18 protein-coding genes are annotated in these 20,501 nt (G+C 72.8%); 15 read left to right on the top strand and 3 right to left on the bottom strand.

All coding sequences use genetic code 11. The features are described 5' to 3' along the window. Positions 1-61 precede the first annotated feature (61 nt). Positions 62-1,270: a methionine adenosyltransferase gene (gene metK, locus TU31_RS20605; RefSeq protein ID WP_042156834.1), complete on the top strand. Its 1,209-nt coding sequence runs from the start codon at positions 62-64 to the stop codon at positions 1,268-1,270. Positions 1,271-1,383: 113 nt separating this feature from the next. Next, the gene (locus tag TU31_RS20600; protein WP_042156831.1) at positions 1,384-3,522 is read left to right on the top strand and encodes a primosomal protein N'; all 2,139 of its coding nucleotides are present in this window, start codon (positions 1,384-1,386) and stop codon (positions 3,520-3,522) included. A gap of 125 nt (positions 3,523-3,647) precedes the next feature. Here the strand turns inward: TU31_RS20600 and TU31_RS20595 are convergent, their stop codons facing one another. After that, positions 3,648-4,202 carry a hypothetical protein gene (locus TU31_RS20595; protein ID WP_042156829.1) on the bottom strand — a complete coding sequence of 185 codons (555 nt, stop codon included), beginning with the start codon at positions 4,200-4,202 and terminating at the stop codon, positions 3,648-3,650. Positions 4,203-4,453: 251 nt separating this feature from the next. On the opposite strand from TU31_RS20595, the gene fmt reads away from it, so the two are divergent. The 9 genes from fmt to TU31_RS20550 all read left to right on the top strand — a co-directional run bounded on the left by fmt (position 4,454) and on the right by TU31_RS20550 (position 14,048). After that, positions 4,454-5,398, top strand: a complete 945-nt coding sequence (fmt, locus tag TU31_RS20590; protein ID WP_042156827.1) for a methionyl-tRNA formyltransferase — start codon at positions 4,454-4,456, stop codon at positions 5,396-5,398. Between the two features lie 194 nt (positions 5,399-5,592). Continuing rightward, positions 5,593-7,026 carry an RsmB/NOP family class I SAM-dependent RNA methyltransferase gene (locus tag TU31_RS20585; protein ID WP_042156825.1) on the top strand — a complete coding sequence of 478 codons (1,434 nt, stop codon included), beginning with the start codon at positions 5,593-5,595 and terminating at the stop codon, positions 7,024-7,026. A gap of 53 nt (positions 7,027-7,079) precedes the next feature. Next, positions 7,080-7,763, top strand: coding sequence for a ribulose-phosphate 3-epimerase (rpe, locus tag TU31_RS20580; protein WP_042156824.1), 684 nt, complete (start codon positions 7,080-7,082; stop codon positions 7,761-7,763). A 220-nt stretch (positions 7,764-7,983) separates the two neighbouring features. After that, entirely contained in the window at positions 7,984-9,000 is a 1,017-nt protein-coding gene (locus TU31_RS20575) for a sugar-binding transcriptional regulator (RefSeq protein ID WP_042156821.1), read from the top strand. A gap of 181 nt (positions 9,001-9,181) precedes the next feature. Continuing rightward, positions 9,182-9,649 carry a guanyl-specific ribonuclease gene (locus TU31_RS20570; RefSeq protein WP_042156820.1) on the top strand — a complete coding sequence of 156 codons (468 nt, stop codon included), beginning with the start codon at positions 9,182-9,184 and terminating at the stop codon, positions 9,647-9,649. Further along, positions 9,646-10,089, top strand: a complete 444-nt coding sequence (locus TU31_RS20565; protein ID WP_042156818.1) for a barstar family protein — start codon at positions 9,646-9,648, stop codon at positions 10,087-10,089. The genes TU31_RS20570 and TU31_RS20565 overlap by 4 nt, the downstream gene beginning before the upstream one ends. A gap of 177 nt (positions 10,090-10,266) precedes the next feature. After that, complete coding sequence (locus TU31_RS20560) at positions 10,267-11,730, top strand: GuaB1 family IMP dehydrogenase-related protein (protein ID WP_042156816.1); 1,464 nt, start codon at positions 10,267-10,269, stop codon at positions 11,728-11,730. 379 nt (positions 11,731-12,109) lie between these two features. Further along, the gene (locus TU31_RS20555) at positions 12,110-13,582 is read left to right on the top strand and encodes an amino acid permease (RefSeq protein ID WP_042156814.1); all 1,473 of its coding nucleotides are present in this window, start codon (positions 12,110-12,112) and stop codon (positions 13,580-13,582) included. Between the two features lie 10 nt (positions 13,583-13,592). Further along, positions 13,593-14,048, top strand: coding sequence for an Lrp/AsnC family transcriptional regulator (locus TU31_RS20550; RefSeq protein ID WP_042156812.1), 456 nt, complete (start codon positions 13,593-13,595; stop codon positions 14,046-14,048). An 8-nt stretch (positions 14,049-14,056) separates the two neighbouring features. Here TU31_RS20550 and TU31_RS20545 read toward each other — a convergent pair whose 3' ends face one another. Next, the gene (locus TU31_RS20545) at positions 14,057-15,505 is read right to left on the bottom strand and encodes an MFS transporter (protein ID WP_052718994.1); all 1,449 of its coding nucleotides are present in this window, start codon (positions 15,503-15,505) and stop codon (positions 14,057-14,059) included. A 54-nt stretch (positions 15,506-15,559) separates the two neighbouring features. Here TU31_RS20545 and TU31_RS20540 point away from each other — a divergent pair, with 54 nt between their 5' ends. Next, on the top strand, positions 15,560-16,495 hold the full coding sequence (locus TU31_RS20540; RefSeq protein ID WP_042156809.1) for a LysR family transcriptional regulator: 936 nt from the start codon (positions 15,560-15,562) through the stop codon (positions 16,493-16,495). A 28-nt stretch (positions 16,496-16,523) separates the two neighbouring features. On the opposite strand, the gene TU31_RS20535 is transcribed toward TU31_RS20540, so the two are convergent. Next, on the bottom strand, positions 16,524-17,030 hold the full coding sequence (locus TU31_RS20535) for a MarR family winged helix-turn-helix transcriptional regulator (protein ID WP_042156807.1): 507 nt from the start codon (positions 17,028-17,030) through the stop codon (positions 16,524-16,526). Positions 17,031-17,219: 189 nt separating this feature from the next. Between TU31_RS20535 and TU31_RS20530 the strand changes: the two genes are divergently transcribed. The 3 genes from TU31_RS20530 to TU31_RS20520 all read left to right on the top strand — a co-directional run bounded on the left by TU31_RS20530 (position 17,220) and on the right by TU31_RS20520 (position 20,487). Then, entirely contained in the window at positions 17,220-17,768 is a 549-nt protein-coding gene (locus TU31_RS20530; protein WP_158894586.1) for a MarR family winged helix-turn-helix transcriptional regulator, read from the top strand. A gap of 107 nt (positions 17,769-17,875) precedes the next feature. After that, the gene (locus tag TU31_RS20525; protein ID WP_042156805.1) at positions 17,876-18,691 is read left to right on the top strand and encodes a carbon-nitrogen hydrolase family protein; all 816 of its coding nucleotides are present in this window, start codon (positions 17,876-17,878) and stop codon (positions 18,689-18,691) included. A 95-nt stretch (positions 18,692-18,786) separates the two neighbouring features. After that, positions 18,787-20,487: a flavin monoamine oxidase family protein gene (locus TU31_RS20520; RefSeq protein ID WP_042156803.1), complete on the top strand. Its 1,701-nt coding sequence runs from the start codon at positions 18,787-18,789 to the stop codon at positions 20,485-20,487. Positions 20,488-20,501 lie beyond the last annotated feature (14 nt).

Genomic DNA, 20,501 nt, shown 5'->3' with positions numbered 1-20,501 from the left:
CGCAGCTCTCGGCCCGTCCGCCAATGATCAGCCAGCAGCCGCTGCAACCCCAGGGAGCGATGTGTCCCGCCGCCTGTTCACCTCGGAATCCGTCACCGAGGGCCACCCCGACAAGATCGCTGACCAGATCAGCGACACCATCCTCGACGCTCTCCTCAAGGAAGACCCGACGTCCCGGGTCGCCGTGGAGACGCTGATCACCACCGGCCTGGTGCATGTGGCCGGCGAGGTGACGACGAAGGCGTACGCCGACATCCCCAACCTCGTCCGCAACAAGATCCTGGACATCGGTTACGACTCGTCCAAGAAGGGCTTCGACGGCGCTTCCTGCGGCGTCTCGGTGTCCATCGGCGCGCAGTCCCCGGACATCGCCCAGGGTGTCGACACCGCGTACGAGAACCGCGTCGAGGGCGATGACGACGAGCTGGACAGGCAGGGCGCCGGCGACCAGGGCCTGATGTTCGGCTACGCCTGCGACGAGACCCCTGAGCTGATGCCGCTCCCGATCAACCTCGCGCACCGGCTCTCCCGCCGTCTGTCCGAGGTCCGCAAGAACGGGACCATCCCCTACCTCCGTCCCGACGGCAAGACCCAGGTCACCATCGAGTACGACGGCCACAAGGCCGTCCGCCTCGACACCGTCGTGGTTTCTTCGCAGCACGCCAGCGACATCGACCTGGACTCGCTGCTCGCGCCCGACATCCGCGAGTTCGTCGTCGAGCACGTCCTCAACCAGCTGGTCGAGGACGGCATCAAGCTGGACACCGACGGCTACCGTCTGCTGGTCAACCCGACCGGGCGCTTCGAGATCGGCGGCCCGATGGGTGACGCCGGTCTGACCGGCCGCAAGATCATCATCGACACCTACGGCGGCATGGCCCGCCACGGTGGCGGCGCCTTCTCCGGCAAGGACCCGTCCAAGGTCGACCGCTCGGCCGCCTACGCGATGCGCTGGGTCGCCAAGAACGTCGTCGCGGCCGGCCTCGCGGCCCGCTGTGAGGTCCAGGTCGCCTACGCGATCGGCAAGGCCGAGCCGGTCGGTCTCTTCGTCGAGACCTTCGGCACCGCCACCGTCGACACCGACAAGATCGAGCAGGCCATCGGCGAGGTCTTCGACCTCCGCCCGGCGGCCATCATCCGCGACCTCGACCTGCTCCGTCCCATCTACGCGGAGACCGCCGCCTACGGCCACTTCGGCCGTGAGCTGGAGGACTTCACCTGGGAGCGCACGGACCGCGTGGAGGCGCTGAAGGCGGCCGCGGGGCTGTAAGTCCCGTAGCGCCCGTGTGAGGTACCACGGCCCCGGACCGCTCGGCGGTCCGGGGCCGTCGGTTGTCCACAGCCCGCCGGGCACTGTCCGTGCGGTCTGCTAAGACTGATGCTGTGAGCAGGGAGAACGGGCGACCGGAGGCGGGGGCGGCGGATGCGGGCGAGCAGTTGGCCCTCATCCGGGAGGCCGTGCGGGAGACCAAGGCCGAGCGGGCCAGACCGCGGACCTGGCGGGGGGCCGAGCTGGCCGCCGAGCTGCCGGTGGCGCGGGTGCTGGTCGACAAGGGGCTGGTGCACCTCGACCGGTATTTCGACTATGCGGTCCCGGCGGCGATGGATCACGAGGCACAGCCCGGGGTCCGGGTCCGGGTGCGCTTCGGGGCGGGGGAGAAGGGCGGTCGGCGCGAGGGCGGCAAGCTGGTCAGCGGATTCATCGTGGAGCGGGTCGCGGAGAGCGACTACCGGGGGGTGCTCGCCCCGATCGCGCAGGTGCTGTCGTCCGAGCGGGTGCTGACGCCCGAGCTGCTGGCACTGTGCCGGTCGGTCGCGGACCGCTATGCCGGGACGCTCGCCGATGTGGTGCAGCTGGCGGTCCCGCCCCGACGGGCACGCGCGGAGGCCAAGCCCTCGCCCGCCCCTCTGCCGCCGAACCCGCCCCCGGAAGCCGGAAGTTGGGAGCGCTACGGCGCCGGCGCCGGATTCCTCGCGGCGCTCACCCGGGGGGACGCGCCGCGTGCGGTGTGGACGGCGCTGCCCGGGGCGACCTGGCCGCAGGAGCTGGCGCGGGCGGCGGCCGCGGCGCTGGCGGGCGGCCGCGGTGCGCTGGTGGTGGTGCCGGACGGGCGGGCCGCGGCGCGGGTGGACGCGGCGCTCGGCGAGCTGATCGGTGCCGGTCGGCATGTGCTGCTGACCGCCGACGCCGGGCCCGAGGAGCGCTATCGCCGCTGGCTGGCGGTCAGCCGGGGCGCGGTGCGCGCCGTGGTCGGGACCCGGGCGGCGATGTTCGCGCCGGTCGCCGACCTGGGCCTGGTCGCCCTCTGGGACGACGGGGACGCCAGCCACAGCGATCCGCATGCGCCGCAGCCGCATGCCCGTGAGGTGCTCATCCAGCGGTCGGTCCATGAGCGGGCGGGATTTCTGCTGGGCGGGCTGAGCTGCACGGTCGAGGCGGCCCAGCTGGTCGAGACGGGCTGGGCGCGCCCGCTGACCGCCGAGCGCGAACAGGTGCGGGCCGCGGCGCCGCTGGTGCGTACGGTCGGCGACGGTGACGAGGCGCGGGATGCCGCCGCGCGGGCCGCCCGGCTGCCGTCGATGGCCTGGCAGGTGGTGCGGGAGGGCCTTCAGCGCGGACCGGTGCTCATCCAGGTCCCGCGCCGGGGATACGCGCCCCGGCTGGCGTGCGAACGGTGCCGTACCCCCGCGCGCTGCCGGTCCTGCGCGGGCCCGCTGGAGGCGCGGGAGGCCGGCGAGCTGTGCTGCGCGTGGTGCGGCCGCCCGGAGCCGGACTGGCACTGCTCCGAGTGCGGCGGCGCGCGGCTGCGGGCGCAGATCGTGGGCGCGCGGCGGACGGCGGAGGAGCTGGGCCGGGTGTTCCCGGCGGTGCCGGTGCGGACCTCGGGGCGGGACCATGTGCTGGCCACGGTGCCCGGTGTCCCCGCTCTGGTGGTGAGCACCCCGGGCGCGGAGCCGGTGGCCGAGGGCGACGGGTATGCGGCCGCGCTGCTGCTGGACGGCTGGGCGCTGCTGGGGCGGCCGGACCTGCGGGCGGGGGAGGAGGCGCTGCGCCGCTGGCTGGGTGCCGCCGCGCTGGTCCGCGGCCAGGCGGCGGGCGGCACGGTCGCGGTGATCGCGGAGCCGACACTGCGGCCGGTGCAGGCGCTGGTGCGCTGGGATCCCGTCGGCCATGCGGTCCGTGAGCTGGCCGAGCGGGCCGAGCTGGGTTTCCCGCCGGTGTCGCGGATGGCCTCCGTGGCGGGCCGCGTCGAGGATGTCACCGAGCTGTTGAACTCCGCCGAACTCCCTGCGGGCGCCGAGGTGTTGGGCCCCGTACCGCTTCCGGTGCCGGACCCCGCCCGCCCGCGCCGGCCGGGTGACCCGCCGCCGGGCGAGCAGTGGGAGCGTGCGTTGGTCCGGGTCCGCCCCGGTCAGGGTGCGGCCCTCGCCGCCGCGCTCAAGGCCGCCCGCGCGGCCCGGTTGGTCAAGCGGGAGGGGGAGGCCGTACGGGTCCGGATCGATCCACCCGACCTGGGGTGAGCGTCCGCCTGGGTGAGCCGTCGTAAGCCCCCACCCCGGACATGGCGCCGCCCCGGGACCGAGGGCGGCGTCCCGGGGCGTTGGCGAGCGGCGTGGGGGCGAAGGCGCCCGGTGTCGCGGGTGGTTCAGCCGTTGCGGGGGCCGGGGAAGGCGCCCGGCCGGGCCGGTTCGTCGCGGGCGGCCGCGGAGGGCTGGGCGGGCATGGACCGGGCGGCCGGGACGGACGGCGCGCCGGGCAGCCCCGCGGCCACGGTCACCGCACGGGTCGCGGTGGACTCGGGCGAACGCACCGTCGGCTCGGCGCCGTTGGCCTCCGCGGCGGGCTGGGCCGCGGCTCTGCGGGCACCGTAACGACGGTGTACCGCCTGTTTGGTGACGCCGAGCGCCGAACCCACCGCGTCCCACGAGAATCCCAGCGAACGGTCGAAGTCGACCGCGGCCGTGACGAGGGTTTCGATGCTGTCCCGCAGTTCCTGGGCGAGGCGCACCGTCGGAGCGGGCGCGCGTCCGTAGACGACGAAGCCCGCGGAAGGGCCCGTGCGCCGAGGCCGGTAGACGTTGCCGAGCTGAGCGGTCAGCGTGCGCAGTGCGTCCACCTGCCGGCGCACCCGCTCGATGTCCCGCACCAGGAGATGCAGGCTGGCGCGCGCCTGGGCGTCGTGGGTTGCGTGGTCGGCCATGAGCAAGCCTCTCGAACCGGCGTGAAATAGGAAGGAAGTGATACGAGCGGGCCGCCAGAGCGGCCCGGCCCGGGTCAATGCTGTTTGACCAACGCGACAGCAGCGGCTCTGGTCACGGTATGGGGGCGTACGAGCTTTCCTACAAGGCGCGGGAAATCGTGTACGCCCCCTCGAACCACCGCCCATGGCCTCCTGCTGGACCCATAGACTGGTGCGTCGTTCCGCTGCGTGTGAGAGGTAGTTCGCCACCCATGAGGCTTGTCTTCGCCGGCACCCCCGAGGTCGCCGTACCCGCCCTCGATGCCCTGATCGCCTCGGACCGGCACGAGGTCGTGGCCGTGGTGACCCGGCCCGACGCCCCCGCCGGACGCGGCCGGAAGCTGGTCGCCAGCCCCGTCGCGGAGCGGGCGGAGGAGGCGGGCATCGAGGTGCTCAAGCCCGCCAAGCCACGCGACGAGGACTTTCTGGCCCGGCTGCGGGAGATCGCGCCGGACTGCTGCCCGGTGGTCGCCTACGGTGCGCTGCTCCCGAAGGCCGCGCTCGACATTCCCGCCAAGGGGTGGGTCAATCTGCACTTCTCGCTGCTGCCCGCCTGGCGGGGCGCGGCGCCCGTGCAGCATGCGGTGCTGGCGGGGGACGAGGTGACCGGCGCCTCGACCTTCCAGATCGAGACCGGCCTGGACTCCGGCCCGGTCTTCGGGGTGCTCACCGAGGAGGTCCGGCCGACGGACACCAGCGGCGATCTGCTGACCCGGCTGGCGTTCGCCGGTTCCGGGCTGCTGGTGGCGACGATGGACGGCATCGAGGACGGCACGCTCCAGGCGGTGCCGCAGCCGGCCGAGGGCGTCACGCTCGCCCCCAAGATCGAGGTCGAGGACGCCAAGGTGGACTGGGCGGCGCCCGCACTGCGGGTCGACCGGGTGATCCGCGGCTGCGCGCCCGCGCCCGGCGCCTGGACGGTCTTCCGCGGTGAGCGCCTCAAGCTGATGTCGGCCGTCTCCGCCGCGGACCACGCGGAGTTGGGCCTGGCGCCGGGCGAACTCGCCGTCACCAAGAAGGCGGTGCACGTCGGCACGGGCAGCCACCCCGTGGAACTCATCTGGGTCCAGCCGCAGGGCAAGAAGCCGATGAAGGCCGCCGACTGGGCGCGCGGGGTGCGCATCGAGGGCGGGGAGCGGCTGGGGGACAGGCCTTAGGGGGCGGGCGAACACATCCCGTAGGGGGTGCAAGCGCCCCCTACGGGCCCACAACGTGACGGGGGCGGGCCGGTATTCCCGAGGGGCGGCCGCCGTGCCGCCCACTGCACCCCCATCCCTCCCCCGGGGACGCCGCCACCGGGTCCGCGTAGGCTGGGAGGGATCCTTCTTCCCGTATCCGGAGCACCTTTTCTGTGAGTCAGCAGCCAGGCCGTCGCCCCAGCAAGCCCTATCGCCGTCCGCAGAAGGACCCGGTCAGGATCCTCGCGTTCGAGGCGCTGCGGGCCGTCGACGAGCGCGACGCCTACGCGAATCTGGTCCTGCCGCCCCTGCTGCGCAAGGCGCGTGAGGGCGGTGACTTCGACGCCCGGGACGCGGCGCTGGCGACGGAGCTGGTGTACGGCTCGCTGCGGTGGCAGGGCACGTACGACGCGATCATCGCGCAGTGCGTGGACCGGCCGCTGCGCGAGGTGGACCCACCGGTCCTGGACGTGCTGACGCTCGGCGCGCACCAACTGCTCGGCACCCGTATCCCCAGCCACGCCGCGGTCAGCGCCAGCGTCGAACTGGCGCGGGTGGTGCTCGGCGACGGCCGGGCGAAGTTCGTCAACGCGGTGTTGCGCAAGGTCGCGGCCCATGACCTGGACGGCTGGCTGGAGCGGGTCGCCCCGGAGTACGACAAGGACCCCGAGGACCACCTCGGCCTCGTGCACGCACACCCCCGCTGGATCGTCTCGGCCCTGTGGGACGCGCTCGGCGGCGGCCGGGCCGGCATCGAGGACCTGCTGGAGGCGGACAACGAGCGCCCCGAGGTGACCCTGGTCGCCCGGCCCGGCCGGAGCACCGCCGAGGAACTGCTGACCGTGGCCGGCGAGGAGAGCGCGCTCCCCGGGCGCTGGTCCCCGTACGCGGTGCGGCTCGCGGAGGGCGGTGAGCCGGGCGCGCTGGACCCGGTGCGCGAGGGGCGTGCCGGGGTGCAGGACGAGGGCAGCCAGCTCGTCGCCCTGGCGCTGGCGAACGCGCCCGTCGAGGGCCCCGACCGTGCCTGGCTCGACGGCTGCGCCGGCCCCGGCGGCAAGGCGGCGCTGCTGGCGGCGCTCGCCGCGGAGCGTGGCGCCGCCCTGCTGGCGTCGGAGAAGCAGCCGCACCGCGCCCGTCTGGTGGCCCGGGCGCTGGAGGGCAACCCCGGCCCGTACGCGGTCATCGCGGCCGACGGCACCCGCCCCGCCTGGCGGCCCGGCGCCTTCGACCGGGTCCTGGTGGACGTGCCGTGCACCGGCCTGGGCGCGCTGCGCCGCCGCCCGGAGGCCCGCTGGCGCCGCCGCCCCGAGGACCTGGACGGCTTCGCCCCCCTCCAGCGCGAGCTGCTGCGGCAGGCGCTCGCGGCGGTCCGGATCGGCGGCGTCGTCGGCTACGCGACCTGCTCACCGCATCCGGCCGAGACCCGCGCCGTGGTGGACGACGTCCTCAAGGGCCGGGGCGGCGAACCGTTCGAGACGGAATGGATCGACGCCCGCCCCCTGATGCCCGGCGTCCCGGCCCTCGGCGACGGCCCGGACGTCCAACTGTGGCCCCATCTGCACGGCACGGACGCGATGTACCTGGCCCTGCTGCGCCGGGTGGCTTGAGGGACGGCCGTCCCGCCTCCCTGGCCCCCCGGACCGCACGCCATACTGGGGGCATGGCCTTGATCAACCCCAGCATTCTGTCCGCGGACTTCGCTCGGCTCGCCGAGGAGGCGAAGGCGGTGGAGGGCGCCGACTGGCTGCACGTCGACGTCATGGACAACCACTTCGTGCCGAACCTGACCCTTGGTGTGCCGGTGGTCGAGTCGCTGAGCAAGGCGACGGACACCCCGCTCGATCTGCATCTGATGATCGAGGACCCGGACCGCTGGGCGCCCCAGTACATCGAGGCCGGGGCCGGTTCCGTGACCTTCCATGTGGAGGCGGCGGCCGCGCCGGTGCGGCTGGCGCGGGAGATCCGGGCCAAGGGGGCGCGGGCGTCGATGGCGCTGAAGCCGGCCACGCCGATCGAGCCGTACGAGGATCTGCTGCCCGAGCTCGACATGCTGCTGATCATGACCGTGGAGCCCGGCTTCGGCGGCCAGGCCTTCCTGGACATCATGCTGCCGAAGATCCGCCGTACCCGTGAGCTGATCTCCCGGCACGGCCTTCAGCTGGCGCTTCAGGTGGACGGTGGCGTCTCGGCGGCCACCATCGAGCGGTGCGCGGAGGCGGGCGCTGATGTGTTCGTCGCGGGCTCCGCGGTGTACGGCGCGGACGATCCGGCGAAGGCGGTCCGGGACCTGCGCGAGAAGGCCGAGACGGCGACCGCGGCGGCGGGCTGGGGCTGCGCGCACTGAGTTCCGGAGCGGGGACGCGGGCGGCCCGGCCCATTCCGGCCACGGGAATCTCCTCGTGGCGCGGCCGCGCCGCCCCTTGTGCGTGGCGCCACCGAGCGTTCATGAGGGTCGGGGCGCTGATGGTCCCCGTTGCCGCCGGGTTTCTGAAAGGATGAGCAAAGACTCGATCAGATGCGCAAAAGGGGAGAATTTCGTGGTAGCCAGCCGCCCACAGTCCGGAATGGGCCCTGCCGAGCTGGTGCAGGCCGCGGCCATGGCCCGCCGTTTCTATCTTGAGGGCAAGTCGAAGATTCAGATCGCGGAGGAATTCGGCGTCAGCCGGTTCAAGGTCGCGCGGGTGCTGGAGACGGCGCTGGAGCGTGATCTCGTACGGATCGAGATCCGGGTGCCCTCCGAGCTGGACGCCGAGCGCTCCGACGCCCTGCGGGCCCGCTACGGCCTGCGGCACGCGGTCGTCGTCGAGTCGCCCGCCGACGCTCCCCCCGCCTTCGGCGGCCAGACCCCGCCGGAGGACGCCGCCGACCCGGAGAACCTCGGCGAGGTCGCGGCCGACCTGCTGGGCGAGCTGGTCGCCGAGGGCGATGTGCTGGGGCTGGCCTGGGGCCGGTCGACCATTCACATGGCCGCCGCGCTGCACCGCCTCCCGCCGTGCACCGTCGTGCAGTTGACCGGTGTCTACGACGCGGGGACCGCCGACCGCGGCTCCGTCGAGGCGGTGCGCCGCGCGGCCGATGTCGCCGGTGGCGAGGCGCACCCGATCTACGCGCCGATGCTGCTGCCCGACTCGGCGACGGCCGAGGCGCTGCGCCGCCAGACCGGCATCGCCCGCGCGTTCGACTACTTCGACAAGGTCACCGTCGCCTGTGTCTCCATCGGCTCCTGGGAGCCGGGCGTCTCGACCGTCTACGACATGCTGACGGACCAGGAGCGGGAGCACTACGCCTCGCTGGGTGCCGCCGCCGAGATGTCGGCTCACCTCTTCGACGCCGAGGGGCGGCGGATCGGCCGGGACCTCGGCGAGCGGTGCATCACGGTCGAGGCGGACCGGCTGCGCCGTATCCCGGAGGTCGTCGCCATCGCGGGCGGCCGGCGCAAGGCCGCCGCGATCGGTGCGGTGCTGCGCTCCGGGCTGGTGACGAGCCTGGTCACGGACACCGCCGCCGCCGACCATCTGCTGCTGGAGACCGGCCCGGGGCCGCGCCCCGCACTGGACCGGGCGGACCCTGACGGGGCATGACGTAAGCCGGAGCCGGAGCCGGAGCCGGACCCGGAGCCGGACCCGGTGCGTGACGTACGCCGGGCCGGAGCCGGAGGCCGCGCGGGGCGGCCCGCGTGAGCCCGGGACCGCGGCCCCCGGCGGGCACCCGGGGCGCGGTCATCGACGAGCAGCCTGCGCGGCCCTGTGACAGCATCGGCGCATGGTGATCCGCTCCTCCCCGCGCCGCGCGGCCGTCGTCGTCGGCGCGCTGCTCGCCGGGCTGCTCCTGGTGCTGACCGGGTGCTCCACGGACGGTGGCGTCAACGGGAGTTCACCGGTGGTGCCGCGGTCCACCGCCACGGCCGTGGACGGTACGCCCCGCGCTTCCGGCGTACCGGACCGGTCGCAGGGCATGCCGGTCGTGCCGGTCGGCGAGCTGCCCTCCCAGGCACGGGACACCCTGCGCCTCATCGACGCCGGTGGCCCCTTCCCGTACGCCCAGGACGGCACGGTCTTCGGCAACCGGGAGCGACTGCTGCCCCGTCAGCCGCGTGGCTACTACCACGAGTACACCGTTCCCACGCCGGGCGCACCGGACCGCGGCGCCCGCCGGCTGGTCACCGGCCGGAGCCAGGAGACGTACTACACCGAAGATCACTACCGGTCCTTCAAGGCGGTGCTCCGATGACGGCTCCCGTACCCCGGCCGCTCGCCGCGGTGCTCGACGGCAGCACTCCCCCGGGGGTGCTGCCCTGGCCCGCGGAGCGCGCGGTGGCGGACGCGCTGGCCGCCGCCCGGGACGCCGGCTGGACCGCTTCATCCCTGGATCTCGACGGGGTCGCGGACAAGGCGGCCTTCATGGAGCGGTGTGCCCGCGCGCTGCGGCTGCCGGAGTGGTTCGGCCGCAACTGGGACGCGCTCGCCGACTGCCTCACCGATCTGTCCTGGTGCCCGGCCGACCGCGGCCGGCTGCTCGTGGTGACGGGCTGGCAGGGGTACGCGGCCGCGGCGCCCGACGAGTGGAGCATCGTCGAGGGGGTGCTGGCGGATGCGGTGGGTTACTGGCGTGACACGGACGCCGGACTGGCCGTGATCATGGCCAGGGGGCGGGCCCGGCAGGGCGCGTAGCGGCGGCCGCGGCGGCCCGACCAGCCACGATGTCATGCGGCCGGCCGCCCGCGCGGAGCATCCCCGCGCCGCAGGGACGCACCGGGCGCCGCGAGGCGGCTTGGGGGATCGCACACACGCCCGACAAGACGCTCGGACAATCATATGACCCCTGGTCAGGGCCCGTATCCTGGCCATATGCGATTCCTGAACCCGAAGAACGGCGCGCTCGAAGAGAGTTCTTCGGTGCCCTACGACCTGACCTACGACGATGTGTTCATGGTGCCCGGCCGCTCCGCCGTCGGCTCCCGCCAGGGCGTGGACCTGTCCTCGCACGACGGGACCGGGACCACCATCCCGCTCGTGGTCGCCAACATGACGGCGATCGCCGGCCGCCGGATGGCCGAGACCGTGGCCCGCCGCGGTGGCCTGGTCGTGATTCCGCAGGACATCCCGCTCGATGTCGTCACCGACGTCGTGACCTGGATCAAGCGCCGTCATCTGGTACTGGACACGCCGATCGTGCTGTCCCCCGTCGCGACCGTGGCGGACGCCCTGGCGCTGCTGCCCAAGCGGGCGCACGGCGCGGGCATCGTCGTCGAGGGCGGCCGCCCGGTCGGCGTCGTCACCGAGCACGACCTGGCCGGGGTGGACCGCTTCACCCAGGTGGCCGAGGTCATGTCCAGGGACCTGCTGGTCCTGGACGCGGACATCGACCCGCGGGACGCCTTCAACCGTCTCGACGCCGCCAACCGCAAGCTCGCGCCCGCGGTCGACGCGGACGGCATGCTGATCGGCATCCTCACCCGCAAGGGCGCGCTCCGCGCCACCCTGTACACCCCCGCCACCGACGCCGACGGGAAGCTGCGGATCGCGGCCGCCGTCGGCATCAACGGCGATGTGGCCGGCCGGGCCAAGGCCCTGCTGGCGGCCGGTGTGGACACCCTCGTCGTGGACACCGCGCACGGTCACCAGGAGTCGATGATCAGCGCGATCAAGGCGGTCCGGGCGCTGGACCCGCAGGTCCCGATCGTGGCGGGCAACATCGTCTCCGCCGAGGGCGTCCGCGATCTGATCGACGCCGGCGCGGACATCATCAAGGTCGGTGTCGGACCGGGCGCGATGTGCACCACCCGGATGATGACCGGTGTCGGCCGGCCGCAGTTCTCCGCGGTGCTGGAGTGCGCCGCCGAGGCCAAGAAGTTCGGCAAGCACGTCTGGGCCGACGGCGGTATCCGGCACCCGCGCGATGTCGCGATGGCGCTGGCCGCGGGCGCGTCCAACGTCATGATCGGCTCCTGGTTCGCCGGCACCCTCGAATCGCCCGGTGATCTCCAGCACACCGCCGACGGCCGGCCGTACAAGGAGAGCTTCGGGATGGCCTCGGCCCGTGCGGTGCGCAACCGTACGAGCGACGAGTCCGCCTACGACCGGGCCCGCAAGGGGCTCTTCGAGGAGGGCATCTCCACGTCGCGGATGTTCATCGACCAGGCGCGTCCCGGCGTCGAGGACCTGATCGACTCGATCATCGCGGGCGTCCGCAGCTCGTGCACCTACGCGGGCGCGGCCTCCCTGGCCGAGTTCGCCGAGAAGGCCGTGGTCGGTGTGCAGAGCGCCGCCGGCTACGCCGAGGGGAAGCCGCTGCACGACAGCTGGAACTGACGCGCACACGGCCGCTCATCGGCCGTCGTCACCGCCGCTCAACGGCCCCGCACCGACTCGGTGCGGGGCCGTTCGCGCAAGTGGAACCCGGGGTCCCGGTCGGTGCCACGCGGGGGAACCCGTACGATCGGAACCTGGCGCGCAACGAACGACCGCCCGCCGCGCCGGTGCGCAACGATCGTGCACTGTTGCGCAAGGAACCTGCATTACGGCAGGTCAGCGGCGGGCCGTAAGGTCAAGCGCTGTACGTGGAGTGGCGGAGACCGTCTGCTCGGCGGTCTCCTGCTGCGGTGTGCTCCGGCATGCCCTGTACCGACCGCTGCCGGTCGCCGTCATCCGTACCCGTCATGTGATCGGCAGCGATAAAGGAGCCACCCCAGTGTTGGAGCACGGCGCAGCCCCGCCCGCAGGGGCCAGCGACCCCCGGCCCCCCTCGTCAGGAGGCCTGGCCACTCGGCTGATGCGGCGCAAGCCCGTCGAGCGGCTGGTCGCCGAGGGCGGCAAGGGGGAGGGGGGAACGCTCCGCCGCTCGATGGGCATGTGGCAGCTGACCATGATCAGCATCGGGGCCACGCTCGGCACCGGCATCTTCGTGGTCCTCGGCGAGGCCGTCCCGGACGCCGGTCCTGCGGTCATCCTCGCCTTCGTGATCGCCGGGGTCACCGCCCTGTTCTCCGCACTGTCCTACGCGGAGCTGGCCGGCAGCATCCCGGTCTCCGGATCGTCGTACTCCTACGCCTACGCCACCCTCGGTGAGCTGGTCGCCTGGGTCTGCGGCTGGTGCCTGATCCTGGAGTACGGCGTCTCGGTCGCGGCCGTCGCCGTGGGCTGGGGCCAGTATCTGAACGAGCTGCTCAGCGGCGTCTTCGGCTTCACCATCCCGGACGCGCTGTCCCAGCCGCCCGGTGACGGCGGCGTGTTCAACCTGCCGGCCCTGCTGGTCGTGCTGCTCGCGATGGTGTTCCTGCTGGGCGGCGCCAAGGAGAGCGCCCGCGCCAACACGATCATGGTCGTCGTCAAGATCGCCGCGCTGCTGCTGTTCTGCGGTGTCGCCGTCCAGGGCGTGCGGTCCGGCAACTACGCGAACTTCATGCCGATGGGCATGGCGGGCGTCAGCGCCGCGGGCGCGACCCTGTTCTTCTCGTACATCGGCTTCGACGCCGCCTCCACGGCCGGTGAGGAGGCCAAGGACCCGCAGCGTGACCTGCCGCGCGCGATCATGCTCTCGCTGGTGATCGTCACGGCGCTGTACTGCCTGGTCGCCGCGATCGCCGTGGGCGCGATGCCCTGGCAGAAGTTCGAGGGCTCGGAAGCCGCGCTGGCCGGGATCATGAAGGCGGTCACCGGACAGAGCTGGTGGGCCGTGCTGCTCGCCTTCGGCGCGGTCATCGCCATCGCCAGCGTCGTGCTGACCGTGCTCTACGGCCAGACCCGCATCCTCTTCGCGATGTCCCGGGACGGGCTGGTGCCGAAGGTGTTCTCCAAGGTGCACCCGAAGAGCGGTGCGCCGCGTGCCAACACCATCATCGTCTCGCTGTTCTGCGGGGTGCTCGCCGCGGCGGTGCCGCTGGGCGAGCTGGCCGACGCCACCAGCATCGGCACCCTGTTCGCCTTCGCGCTGGTCAATGTCGCGGTGATCGTGCTGCGCCGCACCCGGCCCGACATGCCCCGCAGCTTCCGCACCCCGCTCTCGCCGCTCTTCCCGGCGATCGGTTTCGTGCTGTGCGTTTACATGATGGGCAGCCTCGGCGCCGTGACCTGGGTGGTCTTCGGTGTCTGGATGGCCGTGGGCCTTGTGGTCTACTTCGGATACGGCATGCGCCGCTCCCGATTGGCCACCGCAGAGAAGTGATCCACCCGCAGTGCGACTGAACGATCTCGACGAACGCATCGTCCACGCCCTCGCCGAGGACGCCCGCCGCAGCTATGCCGACATCGGCCAGGAGGTCGGGCTGTCCGCACCGGCCGTCAAACGCCGGGTGGACCGGCTGCGGGCGGACGGCGCGATCACCGGATTCACCGTACGGGTCGATCCGGCCGCGCTCGGCTGGGAGACCGAGGGGTTCATCGAGATCTACTGCCGCCGCAACACCTCGCCCGAGGCGATCCACCGCGGCCTGTCGCGCTACCCGGAAGTGGCGTCCGCCTCCACCGTCACCGGTGAGGCGGACGCCGTCGTCCAGGTCTTCGCCGCCGACATGCGGCACTTCGAGCGGGTGCTGGAGCGGATCGCGGGCGAGCCGTTCGTGGAGCGGACGAAGTCCGTGCTGGTGCTCTCCCCGCTGCTGCGGCGCTACAGCTCCGGAGCGCCGGGCTAGCCCCCCGCTCAGGACCCGCCGCGTCCGGCCCGGGCCCCGGCCCGCAGACCCCACACCACGGCACATCCCACCACCAGCACCACCCCCGCCGCGATCCGGTAGCCCAGCGCCGTGGCGTCGGCGAACGCGGTGACCGTCGTGGCGCCGTACCCGGTCCCCGCGGCGAAGCGCACGGACAGCACGGTGCCCACCACGGCGATACCCAGTGCCGCGCCCAACTCCCGCGCCGCGCCCTGGAGTCCCGACCCCATCCCGGAGCGGTGGGCCGGTACGGACGCCACGATCGCATGCGACAGCGTGGGCATCGCCAGCCCCGCACCGGCCGCCATCACCAGCAGGAACGCCAGGTAGCAGAGGTAGGGGGTGCGGGCGTCCGCGGTGGCGAGCAGCAGCAGACCGGCCGCGATCAGCGCCAGCCCCGCACCGACCGTCCTGGCCTCGCCGGCCCGCTGCGCCCAGCGCATGCCGTACTTCGTCACCGCCATCATCCCGAGGGCGAGGGGCGCGATGGCGCAGCCCGTCTGGAGGGGCGAGTACGCCTTCACGTACTGAAGGAACTGGGCGTTGACGTAGAAGAGCGCGAACATCCCGAAGAAGGTGACGGCGATACCGAGGCTCCCGGCGAGCAGCCGCGGCAGCCGGAACAGCCCGGGATCCAGCACCGGGTGCGCGGCCCGCAGCCCGTGCCGGACGAACAGCGCGAACACCACCAGCGCCAGGGCGAACGCGCCGGTCACCGTGGCCGAGGTCCAGCCGCGCCCCGGGCCCTCGATGATGCCGAAGAGCAGCGCTGCCGCCCCGAGGACCAGCAGCGCCGAGCCCGGCAGATCGAGCGTCGCGGTCTGCCGGGGGACCCGGGGCGCGACCCTCGCCACCCAGGCCGACAGGGCCAGGGCGAGGGGCACATACGCCCAGAACAGCCCCTGCCACGGCAGGAATTGCAGGATCAGCGCGCCGCCGGCATTGCCCGCCAGCCCGCCGATACCGACCGCCGTGCTCCAGGCGGCGACGGCCCCGGCCCGGCGGTCGGGCGGCGCGGCGTGCAGGAGTACGGACATGGTCGCGGGGACCAGGAGCGCGGCGCCCGCGCCCGAGAGGGCCCGGCCCGCCAGCAGCACCGGCAGCGTGGTCGCGGGCGCGCACAGCAGCGCGCCCGCGGCGAACACACCGAGCCCGGTGAGCAGCACCCCCTTGCGGCCCATCCGGTCGCCGAGCGCGCCGGCCGGGATCAACAGCCCCGCGAAGACCAGCACGTAGGTGTCGACGATCCACAACAGCTGGGCGGGGGAGGGGTGCAGAGCGCTTGCGGCGATCTTGGGTATCGCCAGGTTCATCGCGGCCACCAGCGACTGCGCCACCAGCACACAGGCGCACATCGCGGCCGTCACCGAGCGCCGTCGGGCCAGGGGGCCGGCGGACGCGGGAGGGGAGTCCGGAGGGGAAACGGTGGAGGTCATGACCGGGACGCTAAGGTCCCGTTCAGTTGACCTCAAATGCAAGGGGTGCACTCCATGATTGCGCGAAACGCAAACATCGACCTCAATCTGCTGACGGCGCTGGACGCCCTGCTCGAAGAGCAGAGTGTGACCGCGGCCGCCGACCGGCTCGGGCTCTCCGGACCGGCCATGAGCCGCGCCCTCGGCCGCATCCGCCGCACGATCGGCGACCCCGTCCTGGTACGCGCCGGCCGCCATATGGTGCCCACCCCACGCGCCCTGGAAATCAGGGCCGAGGTGCGCCGGCTGGTGGAGGCCACACACAACATCCTGGCCCCGACCGCGCCGGCCGACCCGGCCCAGCTGGCCCGGGTGTTCACCATCAACGCCAACGACCTCTTCGTCACCTCCCTCGGGCCGCGCCTGGTCGCCCGCGTCGCCGAGGAGGCGCCGCAGGTCGTGCTGCGCTTCATCGGCGAGAGCCATATCGATGTGCCGCTGCTGCGGGACGGCGCCGCGGACCTGGAGCTCGGTGTCATCGACAGCCGTGAGCCGGAGATCCGCAGGGAGGAGCTGTTCGTCGACCGCAGTGTCGCGGTGGTGCGCGAGGGCCACCCGCTGACCACCGGGAAACTCACCGCGCGCCGCTTCGCCGACGCGTCACACCTCATTTTCTCCCGCCGCGGCCGGCTGACCGGGCCGGTCGACGCGGCGCTCGCGGCCCGCGGACTGCGGCGCAAGGTGATCGCCACCGTCCCGACCTTCGCCGCGTCGCTGATGATGGTCCGCGACAGCGACGCGGTGGGGCTGACCGGCGAGCGGGCCGGCATGGCGACGGTCCGCGGTCTGGGACTGCGCACGCTGCCGATCCCGCTCGAACTGCCGCCGATGACCATGGAGATGGCCTGGCACCCGCGCCAGGAGGCCGACGCGGGACACCGCTGGCTGCGCGGGGTGGTGCGGGAGACGGTGCAGGAGAGCCTGCGGGACGTGCCGCCCGACGAGGGCTGACCCGCGCGGCGCCGTGGCCCGCCGCCGGTCAGTCCTCCCCGGAGGGCCCGTTCACCGAGCCGAAATCGTCCATGAAGCGGGTGAACAGCCGGGCGAACGCGGTGCGTTCGGCGGCCGGCCAGTCCCGGGTCACCCGCGCCACCACGGAGCGGCGGAAGGCATGCGCGGCCTCCAGCAGCTCCCGTCCGTCCGCCGTCACGGCCAGCAGGGTGCGCCGCCCGTCCGCCTGGTCGGCCTCGCGGCGCAGATGTCCGGCCTGTACGGCGGCCGCCACCAGCTTGCTCGCCCGCGGCTGGTCCACCCGCAGGGCGTCCGCCACCTCCCGTACCCCCGCCCGCTCCCCGCGCTCCCCGGCGGCCTCCACGACATCCAGCACCTCGAACGCGGCGCCCTCCGGCACCGGCCGCCCGCCTTCCCGCGCCGCCTGCCGGGCCAGCGTGCGGCGGGCGGCGCTCCGGCGCAGGGCCACCATGGCGCGCTCGATCGCCACAACGTCCGCGTCGGCATCCGTTTTGTCCTGCTCTGCCTTGCGCATCGGTACGCACTCCCTCTCGCTCATCGCACCCGGCCCCCCCTCCCGCTCCTCGCCGTAAATGTCTTGTCCCTCGACCCGGGCAGAAGGATACTCAGAGACAAGTACTTGTCATTGTGCATGCACTTGCCCTGGGGCCCGCTCTCGCCGGAGCGGCAGCCCGCTCTCGCCAGCCTTTCCGAGGAAGCCGTCATGACCACCCCGCTGAAACCCATCGGCTACTACCTCAAGGCCCTTGACGCCCTGATCACCGAGGACTTCGCCCGCACCCTGTCCGCGTATGAACTGACCCGCCGTGACTGGCAGGTGCTCAACAGCCTGGCGCTCCAGGGACCGCTCACCCGGCCGGCGCTGAGCCGGCTGCTGCGGCCCTTCTGGGAGCCCGGAGCGCGCACCCTCGACGAGGTCGCCGGCGTGCTGATCACGCATGGCCTGCTCGCCGCCGACGCTGACACCCTCACGCTCACCGAGGCCGGCCGACGGACCCATGCCGAGGTCGCGAGCCTGGTCGAGGCCGGCCGCGCCCGCCTGATGCGCGGGCTGACCGACGACGACTACCTCCGCACCGTGACCGTCCTCGACCGGATGACCGCCAACCTGACCCCGGGTGCGCACGAGCAACCTGACCCGGGCGCTGACCAGGCTGGTATCCACCCTCCGGGGAGCGGCCGCCGAGCAGCCCCGGTGCCCCGCCCGAGCCGCCCCGGCGCCGGCGCAACGAATCACCGCACAGCCCCTTGAACGCGCAACGAATCGTCCATCGGCGCGCAACGGTGGCGCCTTGTCCCGGATCACCGGCGGCCCGTACCGTCAATGCGTCCGCCCGCACCGTCTCGCCGAGGGGTCCCATGACGTCGCTGCACACCGCCCTGCTCCAGAGTTCGGGCCGGCCCGGCGATGTCGCACACAATCTGCGGGTGATCGAGGACGCGGCCCGCTCGGCGGCGGCCACCGGCGCCGGACTGCTCGCCTGCCCCGAGCTCTTCCTCACCGGCTATGCCATCGGCGGCGACGTGCACCGCCTCGCGGAGACCGCCGACGGCGACAGCGCGCAGGCCATCGGGAAGATCGCCGCCGAGCACGGCATCGCGGTGCTCTACGGCTACCCCGAGCGCGCCGCGCACGACGAGCCCGACAGCGCCGCCGTGTACAACTCCGCGCAGCTCATCGGCCCCTCGGGCGAGCGCCTCGCGAACTACCGCAAGACCCATCTCTTCGGCTGCTTCGAGCACGAATGGTTCACCCCGGGCGAGCGGACCGTCGTCCAGGCCGAGCTGGCCGGCCTCCGGGTCGGTCTGTTGATCTGCTACGACGTGGAGTTCCCGGAGAACGTCCGGGCGCATGCGCTGGCCGGCACCGATCTGCTGCTGGTGCCCACCGCGCAGATGCACCCCTTCCAGTTCGTCGCCGAGTCCGTCATCCCGGTCCGCGCCTTCGAGAACCAGATGTACGTCGCGTACGTCAACCGGGTCGGCGCGGAGGGCGAGTTCGAGTTCGTCGGCCTCAGCTGCCTGGCCGGCCCGGACGGTGTGGTCCGCACCCGCGCCGGCCGCACCGAGCAGCTGGTCCGGGCCGAGGTCGACGCCGCCTTCCTGAAGCAGTCCCGCGCGGACAACCCGTATCTGCACGACCGCCGGCCGGAGCTGTACGGCCCGCTGACGTGACCTGACCCCCCGCCCCCACCGATCCGCCGCAGGCCGGCCCACCCGGCCTGCGCTGCCCTGCCTGCTGTGCCCTGTCTGCAAGGAGCTCGTCCCCGATGACGTCCACGGTGCCCACCGCCGCCCACCACGCGGATGCCCAGCCGCCGATCACCATGTTCGGCCCGGACTTCCCGTACGCCTACGACGACTTCCTCGCCCACCCGGCGGGCCTCGGCCAGATCCCCGCGACCGAGCACGGCAAGGAGGTCGCGGTCATCGGCGGCGGCCTCTCCGGCATCGTCACCGCCTACGAGCTGATGAAGATGGGCCTCAAGCCCGTCGTCTACGAGGCGGACCGAATAGGCGGCCGGCTGCGGACCGTCGGCTTCGAGGGCACCCCGGCCGATGCCGCGGGCCTGACCGCCGAGATGGGCGCGATGCGCTTCCCGCCGTCCTCGACGGCGCTCCAGCACTACATCGACCTGGTGGGCCTGGAAACCACGCCGTTCCCCAACCCGCTGGCCGCGGACACCCCGTCGACCGTCGTCGACCTCAAGGGCGAGTCGCACTACGCCCGTACCGTCGAGGACCTTCCCGAGGTCTACCACCAGGTCATGGACGCCTGGAACGCCTGCCTGGAAGAGGGCGCGGACTTCTCCGACATGAACCAGGCGATCCGCGAGCGCGATGTCCCGCGCATCCGCGAGATCTGGTCCCGGCTCGTCGAGAAGCTCGACAACCAGACCTTCTACGGCTACCTCTGCGACTCGACGGCCTTCAAGTCCTTCCGCCACCGGGAGATCTTCGGCCAGGTCGGCTTCGGCACCGGCGGCTGGGACACCGACTTCCCCAACTCCATCCTGGAGATCCTGCGGGTCGTCTACACCGAGGCCGACGACCACCACCGCGGCATCGTCGGCGGCAGCCAGCAGCTGCCGCTGCGCCTGTGGGAGCGCGAGCCGGCGAAGATCGTGCACTGGGCGCCGGGCACCTCGCTGTCGTCGCTGCACGACGGTACGCCCCGGCCCGCGGTCACCCGCCTGAACCGCACCGCCGGCAACCGCATCACCGTCACCGACGCCCACGGCGACATCCGCACCTACGAGGCCGCCGTCTTCACCGCGCAGTCCTGGATGCTGCTGAGCAAGATCGCCTGCGACGACTCGCTCTTCCCCATCGACCACTGGACGGCGATGGAGCGCACCCACTACATGGAGTCCAGCAAGCTCTTCGTCCCCGTCGACCGGCCCTTCTGGCTCGACAAGGACGAGGACACCGGCCGGGACGTCATGTCGATGACGCTGACCGACCGGATGACCCGCGGTACCTACCTGCTCGACAACGGCCCGGACGAACCCGCCGTCATCTGCCTCTCCTACACCTGGTGCGACGACAGCCTCAAGTGGCTGCCGCTGGAGGCGAACGAGCGGATGGAGGTCATGCTGAAGTCGCTCTCGGAGATCTATCCGAAGGTCGACATCCGCAAGCACATCATCGGCAACCCGGTGACCGTCTCCTGGGAGAACGAGCCGTACTTCATGGGCGCCTTCAAGGCGAACCTGCCCGGCCACTACCGCTACCAGCGACGCCTGTTCACGCACTTCATGCAGGACCGCCTCCCCGAGGACAAGCGCGGTCTCTTCCTCGCGGGCGACGACATCTCCTGGACGGCCGGCTGGGCCGAGGGCGCGGTGCAGACCGCACTGAACGCGGTGTGGGGCGTGATGCACCACTTCGGCGGCACGACGGACGCCACCAACCCGGGCCCGGGCGATGTCTACGACGAGATCGCACCGGTGGAACTGCCGGAGGACTAGGGCGTATGGCAGGA

It is taken from the genome of Streptomyces lydicamycinicus, assembly GCF_000829715.2.
Taxonomy (GTDB): Bacteria; Actinomycetota; Actinomycetes; order Streptomycetales; family Streptomycetaceae; genus Streptomyces; species Streptomyces lydicamycinicus.
Note: the sequence above shows the minus strand (reverse complement) of the source record. Positions and strands in the feature narration are given on the sequence as shown.